The 11,836-nt window shown below is 63.7% G+C and carries 10 protein-coding genes, 1 other RNA gene and 1 pseudogene; 9 read left to right on the top strand and 3 right to left on the bottom strand.

Going from position 1 to position 11,836, the window contains the following annotated elements:
- Positions 1 to 6 precede the first annotated feature (6 nt).
- Positions 7 to 948 (top strand): glyoxylate/hydroxypyruvate reductase A, encoded by a 942-nt coding sequence (locus X773_RS54710; protein ID WP_023676865.1) that lies wholly within the window; start codon positions 7 to 9, stop codon positions 946 to 948.
- A 24-nt stretch (positions 949 to 972) separates the two neighbouring features.
- On the opposite strand, the gene X773_RS54715 is transcribed toward X773_RS54710, so the two are convergent.
- The 3 genes from X773_RS54715 to X773_RS54725 are packed head-to-tail and all read right to left on the bottom strand — an operon-like array spanning position 973 to position 2,700.
- Positions 973 to 1,275: a Dabb family protein gene (locus X773_RS54715; protein WP_023676866.1), complete on the bottom strand. Its 303-nt coding sequence runs from the start codon at positions 1,273 to 1,275 to the stop codon at positions 973 to 975.
- Positions 1,276 to 1,300: 25 nt separating this feature from the next.
- Positions 1,301 to 2,242, bottom strand: coding sequence for an NAD(+) diphosphatase (nudC, locus tag X773_RS54720; RefSeq protein ID WP_023676867.1), 942 nt, complete (start codon positions 2,240 to 2,242; stop codon positions 1,301 to 1,303).
- A 38-nt stretch (positions 2,243 to 2,280) separates the two neighbouring features.
- Positions 2,281 to 2,700, bottom strand: a complete 420-nt coding sequence (locus tag X773_RS54725) for an HIT family protein (protein ID WP_023676868.1) — start codon at positions 2,698 to 2,700, stop codon at positions 2,281 to 2,283.
- A gap of 359 nt (positions 2,701 to 3,059) precedes the next feature.
- On the opposite strand from X773_RS54725, the gene ffs reads away from it, so the two are divergent.
- From ffs to X773_RS54760, 8 genes and pseudogenes are all read left to right on the top strand, one after another.
- Positions 3,060 to 3,156, top strand: an RNA gene (ffs, locus tag X773_RS74535) — signal recognition particle sRNA small type.
- A gap of 104 nt (positions 3,157 to 3,260) precedes the next feature.
- Entirely contained in the window at positions 3,261 to 5,099 is a 1,839-nt protein-coding gene (locus X773_RS54730) for a DNA polymerase III subunit gamma/tau (protein WP_023676869.1), read from the top strand.
- Positions 5,100 to 5,131: 32 nt separating this feature from the next.
- Complete coding sequence (locus X773_RS54735) at positions 5,132 to 5,455, top strand: YbaB/EbfC family nucleoid-associated protein (protein WP_023676870.1); 324 nt, start codon at positions 5,132 to 5,134, stop codon at positions 5,453 to 5,455.
- Between the two features lie 221 nt (positions 5,456 to 5,676).
- Positions 5,677 to 6,615, top strand: coding sequence for a cell wall hydrolase (locus X773_RS54740; protein ID WP_023676871.1), 939 nt, complete (start codon positions 5,677 to 5,679; stop codon positions 6,613 to 6,615).
- 119 nt (positions 6,616 to 6,734) lie between these two features.
- Complete coding sequence (gene recR, locus X773_RS54745; RefSeq protein ID WP_023676872.1) at positions 6,735 to 7,340, top strand: recombination mediator RecR; 606 nt, start codon at positions 6,735 to 6,737, stop codon at positions 7,338 to 7,340.
- 178 nt (positions 7,341 to 7,518) lie between these two features.
- Positions 7,519 to 8,796: a lytic murein transglycosylase gene (locus X773_RS54750; RefSeq protein ID WP_023676873.1), complete on the top strand. Its 1,278-nt coding sequence runs from the start codon at positions 7,519 to 7,521 to the stop codon at positions 8,794 to 8,796.
- Positions 8,797 to 8,997: 201 nt separating this feature from the next.
- Positions 8,998 to 10,735, top strand: a pseudogene (locus X773_RS54755) (ABC transporter substrate-binding protein).
- A gap of 31 nt (positions 10,736 to 10,766) precedes the next feature.
- Positions 10,767 to 11,834, top strand: a complete 1,068-nt coding sequence (locus X773_RS54760; protein ID WP_023676874.1) for an ABC transporter permease — start codon at positions 10,767 to 10,769, stop codon at positions 11,832 to 11,834.
- Positions 11,835 to 11,836 lie beyond the last annotated feature (2 nt).

The following is an 11,836-nucleotide window of genomic DNA, read 5'->3' on the forward strand; positions in this document are numbered from 1 at the left end:
TCCACAATGGAAAAAGGCCGCATCCTGCTTGCCCTCACCGGTATTCATCCGCTGCGCTGGCGCGAACTGCTGTCGGCGGAGCGCGAGGTGGTGCTCGAGCCGAATGGCGCCGGCGATCCCTCGATTACCTATGCTGTGGTGTGGAAACAGCGGCCGAACCTGTTGTCGTCGCTGCCCAATCTGCGCGCCATCTTCTCGATCGGCGCCGGCGTCGACCACATCTTCGCCGATCCCACCTTGCCCGACGTACCGGTCGTCAAGGTGGTGGCCGACAACCTGACCCAGTACATGACCGAATACGTCGTCTGGCGGGTGCTCGACCACCATCGCCAAGGCATGCTCTACCGCGCCCAGCAGCAGAAGAAGATCTGGCATGAACCGCAGCAGCGGCCGGCCAGCGACATCTCGGTCGGCATTATGGGGCTCGGCACGCTTGGCCGCGCGGCGGCATCGGTGCTGTTGTCGCTCGGCTTTCCCGTCAATGGCTGGTCGCGCAGCGATCGGCCGATGCAAGGTGTCTCGACTTACGCGGGCGAGGCCGGCCTGATCCCGTTCCTAAACGCCACCGACATCCTGGTGGTGCTGCTGCCGCTGACGCCGCAGACGCACGGTATCATCAACCACGGCGTGCTGAAGGAGCTGCGGAAGCGCAACGGCCTCGGCGGCTCAGTGCTGATCAATGCCGGGCGCGGCAGGCTGCAGAAGGACGCCGACATTTTGCGCGCGCTGGACGACGGCACGCTGAAGGAAGCCAGCCTCGACGTTTTCGAGGTCGAGCCGCTGCCGAAGACCAGCCCGCTATGGAGCCACCCCAAAGTGTTCGTGACGCCGCATGCGGCGGCAACTTCCGATCCGGTCCACCTGGCGCCGATCATGCTGCGCCAGATGGATGCTTTCGAGAGCGGCGAACCGCTGGAAAATGTGGTGGATCGCGACGCCGGGTATTAATTTTTAGAGCGCCGCTTTCCAGTCTCAGCCCCAGCCGAGCGGCACGTAGTCGATCTCCATAAACGCCTCGACTTCCGGGATCCAGCGGTCGCGGACGAAGGCGACGTGGTCGGGATGGTCGTTGTAGCCGGAATAGGCCCGCTGATCGGCGAACTCCATCGAGAAGCCGAAGCGGTAGTCGTTCTTGGGACTGACCTGCCGCAACTGCTCGAAATGCGTGACGCCCTTTATCGCCGTGAGAATCCTCTTGGCGTCGGCGAGGAACCGTTTTTCCTCGAGCGAATGCGGCGGGTGTTTCAGCGTGAACACGACGGTGTGACGGATCATTGTTTGCTCCTGCGATGTCTTCGTGTCACGCGCTGTCGGCCCAGGCGCGGATGAGGTTATAGGCGATCGCCCCCTTCGGCGGTGTCACCAGGCCGCCCGGATGCTCGCGGGCCAGCATCGAGAGCACCTCGTCGCGAAAGAACCAGCGGCAATCTTCCAGCTCGTTGAGATCGGGCTGGATATCGTCGTTGAGCGGTTCGCCGAAGCAGCCGATCATCAGCGAATAGGGAAACGGCCAGGGCTGGCTGGCGTGGTAGACGACGCGGCCTAGCCGGATGCCGGCTTCCTCCAGCGTTTCGCGGCGCACCGCCGCCTCGATCGTCTCGCCCGGCTCGATGAAACCGGCGAGCGCCGAATACATGCCGGGCCCGAAATGCCGGCCGCGGCCGAGCAGGCATTTTTCGCGTGTTGCCGTCAGCATGATCGCCACCGGGTCGGTGCGCGGAAAGTGCTCCGTACCGCAGGCCGGGCAATGCCGCTTGTAACCGCCCGCCCGCATCTCGGCTTCGGTGCCGCATTTGCTGCAGAAGCGATGGCTGGCATGCCAGGCGAGCAGCGCCGCCCCTTGCGCCAGCGCGCCGGCCGCCGCTTCGTCGATCAGCCCCCGCATATAGACCGAGCGATAGTCGATCGCCTTGATCGTCTCGGGAAGCTGCTCGGGCTCGACCCCGGCCGGCACCGCCAGCACCGGGCCGCTTTCGGAAAAACCGAGCAGGACGCCGTTTTCGAGCAATGCCTCGAGCGGCCTGCATTCGGCCACGCCGAACCAAGGGTCGAATGCGCCTTGCGCAAGCTTCAAATAGAGCCGGCCGCCACGCATCAGCAAAAGCCGCGCCGAGGGATCGGCGAGTGCCTTTTCGACGGAATCGTCGGCGCGGTTTTCGGACTGCCGGTCGATAATGTTGCCGGCGAAGCCGACGAACTGGCTCGGCTCGCGCAAGGGCGCGTCAAACAGGCGAAAGCTCATGCAGACTCGGGAAGGTTCAAGGTGGACACGGGAGAGGCTTATAGCGCTGCCTTGATCTTTTCCGCAAACTTGCGAAGGTCGGAGCGCTGATAGGGCTCGCGCAGGCCGTGCCCCCACACCGGGCCGGGCCAGCCGGGATCGCCTTCCGAGCGCGCAATGACGTGTACATGCAACTGGCGCACGATGTTGCCGAGTGCGCCGGTGTTGATCTTGGTGCAGCCGGTCACCCGCTTCAGCGCCAGCGCCACCATGTTGGTCTCGAAGGTCAGCATCGCCTGGTCCAGCGGCGTCATGTCGTGGATTTCCTCGATGCCCGGCCGCTGCGGCACCAGCAGCAGCCATGGCCACCGGCGGTCGTTCATGACGCGCAATTCGCACAGGCCGAGCCACATCAGCTGTTCGCTGTCGGCTTCCAGCTGGGCGTCAAGCGTGAATCCGGCCTTGAGGCCCGGCAGCATTGGCGTTTCCCTCATTTTTTGACGTTTTTTGACCTCCATCGACGCTAGAGCGGCTTCCGAAGGGCCGCAAGGGGCAGCAAGCAACATTGGCCGTCGCGGCGCTGATTGTGCGCGAAGAAGTGAGGGCCCGGGCAAATTGCATCAGGTTGGCGCTGCCCCGCCGAGGCCGACGATTTTGATCGCGGCCACATTTTGTTCTTGCTTTGTGCCGGCAGCTATGCTACTAATCTCGCTATGGTGATTATTTCGCACCAACGACCCGCCCGCCGAGGCGGGTTTTTGGTTTCAGCTTTCGCCGTCGCTCAAGGCCCTATCATCCGCACTTGCATTTCATCGCCGGATTGCCGATATGGAGGCTGGGAGGTTGGTGGTGGACGGTCCACTCGCCAACCGGGTCAGGTCCGGAAGGAAGCAGCCCTAACGAGCCCGGAACGGGTCATTGTTCCAGCCTCCCGCCTCTTCGCCTTTTGCCCCGACATTGACGGCGCCAAGCCGTGCGGGCGAAACTATGCGCAGGAATCGGCCGCCTCCAGTGGCAGCCCTTGGAGCTTAACGGGCGAATGAGCGAAGCCGGAAACGAGGCCGGGAAATTGGACAAGCCTGCCGCCTACCGCGTGCTGGCGCGCAAATACCGACCGTCGAATTTCTCCGAACTGATCGGCCAGGAGCCGATGGTCCGCACGTTGACCAATGCCTTTGCCACCGGCCGCATCGCCCAGGCCTGGATGCTGACCGGCGTGCGTGGCGTCGGCAAGACGACGACCGCGCGCATACTCGCGCGGGCCCTGAACTACAAAACATCGACCGTCGACCAGCCGTCCGTCGACCTTGCCGTGCTCGGCGAGCATTGCCAGGCGATCATGGAAGGCCGCCATGTCGACGTCATCGAGATGGACGCCGCCTCGCATACCGGCATCGACGACATCAGGGACATCATCGAGCGTGTGCGCTACGCCCCGGTATCGGCGCGCTACAAGGTCTACATCATCGACGAAGTGCACATGCTTTCCAACCAGGCCTTCAACGGCCTGCTGAAGACGCTGGAAGAGCCGCCGCCGCACGTCAAGTTCATCTTCGCCACCACCGAAATCCGCAAGGTGCCGATCACCGTCCTGTCGCGCTGCCAGCGTTTCGACCTCAGGCGCATCGATGCGGCAATGATCAAGGCCGACCTTGCCAGGATAGCCGGTCTGGAGGGCATCGAAGTCGAAGACGATGCGCTGGCGATGATCGCGCGCGCGGCCGAAGGCTCGATGCGCGATGCGCAGTCGATCCTCGACCAGGCGATCGCCCATGGCGGCGGCGCGGTCAGCGCCGAAGCGGTGCGTGCCATGCTCGGCCTTGCCGACCGTGCCCGCATCGTCGACCTGTTCGAACATGTCATGAAGGGCGACGTCGCCGCCGCACTTGCCGAATTCCGTGCCCAGTACGATACCGGCGCCGATCCTGCCGCGGTGCTGACCGACCTTGCCGAGTTCAACCATCTGGTCACCCGTCTGCGTTTCGTGCCGGCTGCCATCGACGACGCCTCGCTGTCCGAGGACGAGCGCCGGCGCGGCGCCGAATTCGCCAGCATGCTGTCGGTCAAGGTGCTGTCGCGGACGTGGCAGATGCTCTTGAAAGGTATTCCCGAGGTGCAGACCTCCAACCACCCGGTCAGCGCCGCCGAGATGGTGCTGATCCGGCTGGCCCATGCCGCCGACCTGCCGACGCTGGACGAGGCGCTGAAATCGCTGGAGAACGGCGGTACCCTGCCGGGCACTGCGCCGCGCGTGAATGGCACGCCGGCAAGCCCCGGCCCCGCAAACCATGCGCCTGCAAGCGGTGGTGCCGGCGCCGTGGCGCAGGCGCGGATGCCGACGGCCAATGGCGGCGCCCAGACAATGCGCCTGGTCGAGACGATGCGCCTGGTCGAGGCCGAGCCCGTGCCGACCAACTTCGTTGCTCCGCCGGAGCCGGCGGTCGAGGCGCCGCCGGTGCCGGTGAAATCGCTGGCCGACATTGTCGCCCTTGCCGACGCCCAGCGCGACATGGCCTTCAAGGTGCTGGTGAAGCGTTGCGTGCGCCTGGTGCGCATCGAGCCCGGTCGTATCGACGTCAGCCTGACCGACGATGCGCCGAAGATGTTGCTCAATGATTTGACCGCCAAGCTGCGCGCCTGGACGGGCCGCAACTGGCTGGTGTCGCTGTCGAAGGACGAGGGCGGCCAGACCTTGGCCGAGCTGGAATCGACAAAGCGCGAAAATGCCTTCCTCGATGCCAAGAGCGACCCGACGGTCGCCGCCATCCTGGCGCGCTTTCCCGGCGCCAAGATCATCGACGTGCGCATTCCCGACGCGCCGGAAGCCGACGAGGCCGAAGTGCCGGTCGAGCCGCCGGCCGACGACGACGAAACCTGAAACAACCAGCACCAACTGCAAAGGATCGTGCGATGAAAGACCTTCTCGGCATGATGGGCAAGGCAAAGGAAATGCAGGCCAAGTTCCAGGCCATGCAGGATGAGATCGCCACGCTGGAAGCCACCGGGCAGGCCGGCGGCGGCCTGGTCAGCGTCACGCTGACCGGCAAATTCGAGATGAAGTCGCTGAAGATCGACCCGTCGCTGTTCAAGGAAGACGAGGTCGAGATTCTCGAGGACCTGCTCCTCGCTGCCCACAACGACGCCAGGACCAAGGTCGAGCAGATCATGCAGGAGAAGACCAGGGCGCTGACCGCGGGACTGCCGATCCCGCCGGGAATGAAGCTGCCGTTCTAAGGTGTGTTGATATCCAGGTGATGCCGGCCTGCAAACGGCGGCTTCCTGCGCTTCCGGTGCTCACGAAACGTACGCTCCGCTCCGGTTCTCGGAAGCCCGCCAACTGTGTCTATTGGGCAACTCACCACACTTAATAACGCTTTAGCCATCTTTTTGCCTGAAAGTGTCTCATTCTTGCCGCAACCAGGGGCGGGCTGGCAGCAGAATTGAGGGGACACCTGTTGATCTCTACCCGATGGAAGACGCCGTTGCGGCTCGGCGTCGTTATCTCGCCGCTGTTTTTGGCCGCTTGCAGTCAGACCGCCTCGCACGGCATGTCCAGCCTGACCGATGCCATTACGCCGAGTTTCCTGAGCTCGCGCTCCTACAATTCCACGCCGAAGGAGAAGGAATGCCTGGAGCGGGCAATGTTCTTCGAGTCCAACCGCTCGAGCCGTGACGGCATGATTGCGGTCGGCACCGTGGTGATGAACCGGCTGCGGTCCGGCAAGCACGGCAGCACCATCTGCGAAGTGGTTGGCGAGCGCGGCCAGTTCGCGCCGGGCGTCATGACACGGCCGATGAATTCGAAGGCGATGCCCGACGTCGAGGAGGCCGCCGAGGCGGTGCTCAAGGGCGAGCGCAAAGCCAAGCTGAAGAACACCATGTATTTCCACACCGCCGGCCTGCGCTTCCCCTACACGAACATGCACTACACCATGGTCGCCGGCGGCAATGCCTTTTATGAAAAGCGCGGCCGCAACTGGCAGCCGCTGCCGGACGAACCGGTGGTCGCCATGGCCCAGGCCAAGCCGCAAGCGCCTGCCGCTCAGGCCATACTTGTCGCCTCAGCGGAGCCGGCTCGCGAGGTCAAGCCGACATTCGCCAAGGCAACCTATGCGACCGCCGCTGCATCGCTGCCGGCAAAGCAGACAAGGGTGACCGCCGGAATGGCGACCCCGGAGAAGGCGACGGCGGAGAAGCCGATGCTTGTGGCGCTGCAGGAACCAATGCAGGAGCCGGATGCGGCCCGTTTTGGCGGAACCGTGAGCGAGCGGCCTGTCACCTCCTTCCAGGCTGCGCCGGCAGAGCCGACAATGTCGTTCGAGGCGACGCCCGAGAACACTGACGCCATCGGCGCGATGATCGCCGGCCAGACCCGGCCACTGGAAGAAAACTGAGGACGGCAGCACTGGCCGCGACGTCGGCCTTCCCTTCTCCCACAAGGGGAGAAGGGAAGAGCGGAGCCCCTGGCCGCTCAACTGTTCCAAAGCGTGCGGAAAAATCCTAAACCGGTGCGATGTCGAAGCGAATCGCCGGTCCCGAGATCGAACGCCTGATCCAGCTGCTGGCCAAGGTGCCGGGGCTCGGTCCGCGTTCGGCACGCCGCGCCGCGCTCCACCTCATCAAGAAGAAGGAACAGCTGCTGGCGCCGCTCGCCGCCGCCATGGGCGAGGCGGTCGACAAGGTGCGCATCTGCTCGACCTGCGGCAATGTCGATACCTCAGATCCATGCATGATCTGCACCGACCCCCGCCGCGACCCCACTACGCTCATCGTCGTCGAGGACGTGGCCGACCTTTGGGCGCTGGAGCGGGCGACAGCCATGAACGTGCGCTACCATGTGCTCGGCGGTACGCTGTCGCCGCTCGACGGCATTGGTCCTGATGAGCTAAACATCCGTTCGCTGGTCGATCGCGTCGCCGGCGGCGAAGTCAAGGAAGTGATCCTCGCCGTCAACGCCACGGTCGAGGGCCAGACCACCGCGCACTACCTCACCGACCAGCTTTCCGGCTTCGACATCAAGGTGACGCGCCTGGCGCACGGTGTTCCGGTCGGCGGCGAACTCGATTATCTCGACGAAGGCACGCTGGCCGCCGCACTGAAGTCGCGGACAGTGTTTTGAGGCGAGTTGCGGGGAGAGTGCTTCCGAGATGATTGCGTTCCGTCGCGCCCCCCTCTGTCCTGCCGGACATCTCCCCCTCCAGGGGGGAGATCGGCAGCCTCGACATGCCCGCCAAACTTGCGACGTTGAAGATTGGCGAACACAGACGCGACAGCCAATCTCCCCCCTGGAGGGGGAGATGTCCGGCAGGACAGAGGGGGGCGCGACAGGACGCCGAGCTCGCACACTAGCCTGCCTCTCGTTTCTAGCAGCCCTACTTGGGTTGATCCTCGCCACCCCGGTCTCCGCGGCAAAGATCGACGACCAGTTCCGCGCCTGGCTTGGCAACGACCTCTGGCCCGAAGCCAATGCCAAAGGCATCTCCAGGAAAACCTTCGATGCCGCCTTCGAAGGCGTCAAGCCGAACCTGAAGCTGCCCGACCTGGTGAAGCCGGGCGAGAAGGCGACGACGCCGCAGAAGCAGCATCAGGCCGAGTTCGGTTCGCCGGGCGCCTATTTCGCTGAAAAGATAGTCCGAGCGGTGACCGCCGGCGGCCGCACCCGCGAGGCGACCAATGCTAGGACTCTTGCCGCGATCGAGAAACGCTACGGCGTGCCTGGCGAAGTGCTGCTGGCGATCTGGGGCCGCGAGAGCGGCTTCGGCGCGGCGAAGATGCCTTATGACGCCTTCGAGGTGCTGGGCACCAAGGCGTTCATGTCGACCAAGAAGGAATTCTTCCGCACCGAGCTCTTGGCTGCGCTCGAGATCGTCGAGCGCGGGCTTGCCCCGGTCGGCGCGATGAAATCGTCTTCGGCAGGCGCGCTTGGCCAGCCGCAGTTCATGCCGACATCGTTCCTCAAGCATGCCGTCGATTTCGACGGCGACGGCCGCACCGACATCTGGAATTCGACGCCCGATATACTGGCATCGATCGCCAATTATCTCGTCCATTATGGCTGGGTCAGGGGCCGCGGCTGGGGCTTCGAGGTGACTGTGCCGGACAGCGTCTCGTGCTCGCTCGAAGGTCCGGACCAGGGCAAGAAGATTTCCCAATGGGCTGATATGGGCATCAGGCGTGTGTCGGGTAAACCGTTCCCGGCGAGCGAACTGAAAGCCGAGGGCTTTCTTTTGATGCCGGCCGGGCGTAGCGGCCCGGCCTTCATCGTCACCCCCAATTTCTATGTGCTGAAGCAGTATAACACCAGCGATCTCTATGCCCTGTTCATCGGCCATGGCGCCGATCGCATCGCCCATGGCGACAGCAATTTCTCGGGCAATTGGGGCGCGGTCGGCGGGCTCTACCGCTCCGACATCGCCGCCCTGCAGCGGGCGCTGGAAGCTAAGGGCTACGATGTCGGCAGCGCCGACGGCCTGCCTGGCTTCAAGACGCGCCGCTCGATCGGCAAATGGCAGGCCAGCAACGGCCGTTCCGCTACCTGCTTTCCCGACGCCGACCTGGTTACCGCGCTGAAATAGCCGGATTTTCGCACCGCCGGTCTGGCCCAATCGACCGTTCTGCAAATGCTCGTTGCCGCGCTCGAAACCGCCGGATATGGTGAACCGGAACCGCACAAAAAATTGCCAAGACAACGGTCCGGGGATCACCGTTCGACGCGGCAAGAAATGCCACAACCCTGAGCCGGGAACTCAGGTCAACAAAAACAGGGAACAGTTAAAATGATGATGGAAAAGTTTGCTCTACGCTCCCGCTTCTTGCTCGCGGGCGCGGCCATGTCCGCGCTGCTTCTGGCCGGTGCGCCTGCCTTCGCGGTCACGCCCGCCGACACGCTGGTCGAGGGTTTCGCCATCGACGACATCATCACCATGGATCCGGGCGAAGCATTCGAATTGTCGACCGCAGAGGTCACCGGCAACACCTATGATCTTCTGGTACGCCTCGACCTCAGCGACACATCCAAGGTCAAAGGCGATCTCGCCGAAAGCTGGAGCGTCTCCGACGACGGCCTGACCTACACGTTCAAGCTCAAGCCCGGCCTCAAATTCGCCTCCGGCAATCCGATCACAGCGGCGGACGTCGCCTATTCGTTCGAGCGCGCCATCAAGCTCGACAAGAGCCCGGCCTTTATTATCGGCCAGTTCGGTATCGATGGCGGCAACATCACCGAGAAGGCCAAGGCCGTTGATGACACGACGTTCCAGTTCACCGTCGACAAGGCCTATGCGCCGAGCTTCGTGCTGAACTGCCTGTCGGCGACGGTCGCCTCGGTCGTCGACGCCAAGCTGGTCAAGGAGCATGTCGCCGCGGTCACGCCGAGCGCTGACTACAAATGGGACAATGATTTCGGCAATGCCTGGCTGAAGACCGGCTATGCCGGCTCCGGTGCCTTCAAGCTGCGCGAATGGCGCGCCAACGAGGCCGTCGTGCTGGAGCGCAACGACAATTACTACGGCGACAAGGCCAAGCTTGCCCGCGTCATCTATCGCAACATGAAGGAAAGTTCGGGCCAGCGCCTGGCACTGGAGGCCGGCGACATCGACGTCGCCCGCAATCTCGAGCCGAACGACCTTGATGCCATTGCCAAGAATGCCGACCTCACCACCACCAGCGCGCCGAAGGGCACGGTCTATTACATCAGCCTCAACCAGAAGAACCCGAACCTCGCCAAGCCCGAGGTTCGCCAGGCTTTCAAATATCTGGTCGACTACGACGCCTTGAGCTCGACCATCCTCAAGGGCATCGGCGAGATCCATCAGACCTTCCTGCCGAAAGGCGTGCTTGGCGAGCTGGACGAGAATCCGTTCAAGCTCGACGTCGCAAAGGCCAAGGAGCTGCTCGCCAAGGCCGGCCTCGCCGACGGCTTCAGCGTCACCATGGACGTGCGCACCGGCCAGCCGACGACGGGCATGGCGGAATCGATCCAGCAGACGCTGGGACAGGCCGGCATCAAGCTGGAGATCATCCCCGGCGACGGCAAGCAGACGCTGACCAAATACCGCGCCCGCAACCACGACATCTATATCGGCCAGTGGGGCCAGGATTATTTCGATCCGAACTCCAACGCCCAGACCTTCGCCAGCAACCCCGACAATTCGGATGAAGGCAAGACCAAGACGCTGGCCTGGCGCAACGCCTGGGATATTCCGGAATTGACCAANCCAGACCTTCGCCAGCAACCCCGACAATTCGGATGAAGGCAAGACCAAGACGCTGGCCTGGCGCAACGCCTGGGACATCCCGGACTTGACCAAGCAGACCGAAGCCGCCCTGCTCGAGAAGGACGCGGCCAAGCGCGCCGCAATGTACCAGGATCTCGAGAAGAAGATCCTCGATACCAGCCCCTTCGTCATCATCCACCAGCAGCTGGAAGTGGCCGGCCTGCGCAAGAACCTCAAGGGTTTTGCGCTCGGCCCGAGCTTCGACACCAACTTCGTCGGCCCCGTCTCGAAAGAGTGATGCCGGGGAGTGACGCCGGCGGACGCGCCGTATGAGTGTGGCTGAAAGCGAGGTGACGGCAGGGCGCGGCGGCGCCCGCGCCGTTGCCGTGGCCTCATCTATCGCCCGGTTCCTGGTCATCGCGATAACGACCTATCTCGGTCTGCTCGCGGTGACCTTCTTCATCGGCCGCGTGATCCCGATCGACCCGGTGCTGGCGGTGCTCGGCGACCGGGCGCCGGCCAACGTCGTCGAACGAACGCGCCGCGAGATGGGCCTCGACCTGCCGCTGGTCGAGCAGTTCTACATCTATGTCAAACATGCCCTGAACGGTGATTTCGGCACCTCGGTGCTGACCACCAATCCGGTGATGACCGATATCCGCCGCGCCTTTCCGGCGACGCTCGAACTGGCGACGTTGGGAACATTGATCGGTTCGGTGATCGGCGTGCCGCTTGGCGTGCTGGCCGCCGTGCGGCGCGGCAGCGTCATCGACCAGATCGTGCGCATCATCGGCCTTGTCGGCTATTCCGTGCCGATCTTCTGGCTGGGGCTGCTGGCGCTGGTGCTGTTCTACGCCAAGCTGCAATGGGTCGCCTTTCCCGGCCGGCTCGACGTCGTCTACGAATACACCTTCACGCCGATTACCGGCTTTTACCTGCTGGATGCGCTTTGGCAGCGGCAGTGGGACGTATTTGCCGATGCCTTCCGCCACATCATCCTGCCGGCCTCGCTACTCGGCTATTTCTCGCTCGCCTACATCAGCCGCATGACGCGCTCGTTCATGCTGAACGAACTCACCCAGGAATACATCGTCGCAGCGCGCGCCAAGGGCCTGTCGGAAACGCGCATCATCTGGGGTCACGCGCTGCGCAACGCCGCGGTGCCGATGGTCACGGTGATCGCTCTGTCCTATGCCGGGCTGCTCGAAGGCTCGGTGCTGACCGAGACAGTGTTTTCGTGGCCGGGCATCGGCCTCTACATCACCAACTCGCTGCAGAACGCCGACATGAATGCCGTGCTTGGCGGCACGATCATCATCGGCTCGGTCTTCATCGCCATCAATCTATTCTCCGACCTGCTCTACCGGCTGCTCGATCCAAGGACCAAGGCAGGATGAGG

It is taken from the genome of Mesorhizobium sp. LSJC280B00 (assembly GCF_000502835.1).
GTDB lineage: Bacteria > Pseudomonadota > Alphaproteobacteria > Rhizobiales > Rhizobiaceae > Mesorhizobium.

What these genes read in the sequence shown, in the direction of transcription:
- nudC (WP_023676867.1), bottom strand. Translation starts at nt 2,242, where the DNA reads ATGAGCTTTCGCCTGTTTGACGCGCCCTTGCGCGAGCCGAGCCAGTTC.
- X773_RS54725 (WP_023676868.1), bottom strand. Translation starts at nt 2,700, where the DNA reads ATGCTGCCGGGCCTCAAGGCCGGATTCACGCTTGACGCCCAGCTGGAA.
- X773_RS54735 (WP_023676870.1), top strand. Translation starts at nt 5,132, where the DNA reads ATGAAAGACCTTCTCGGCATGATGGGCAAGGCAAAGGAAATGCAGGCC.
- X773_RS54710 (WP_023676865.1), top strand. Translation starts at nt 7, where the DNA reads ATGGAAAAAGGCCGCATCCTGCTTGCCCTCACCGGTATTCATCCGCTG.
- X773_RS54750 (WP_023676873.1), top strand. Translation starts at nt 7,519, where the DNA reads ATGTCCGGCAGGACAGAGGGGGGCGCGACAGGACGCCGAGCTCGCACA.
- X773_RS54715 (WP_023676866.1), bottom strand. Translation starts at nt 1,275, where the DNA reads ATGATCCGTCACACCGTCGTGTTCACGCTGAAACACCCGCCGCATTCG.
- recR (WP_023676872.1), top strand. Translation starts at nt 6,735, where the DNA reads ATGTCGAAGCGAATCGCCGGTCCCGAGATCGAACGCCTGATCCAGCTG.
- X773_RS54730 (WP_023676869.1), top strand. Translation starts at nt 3,261, where the DNA reads ATGAGCGAAGCCGGAAACGAGGCCGGGAAATTGGACAAGCCTGCCGCC.
- X773_RS54760 (WP_023676874.1), top strand. Translation starts at nt 10,767, where the DNA reads ATGAGTGTGGCTGAAAGCGAGGTGACGGCAGGGCGCGGCGGCGCCCGC.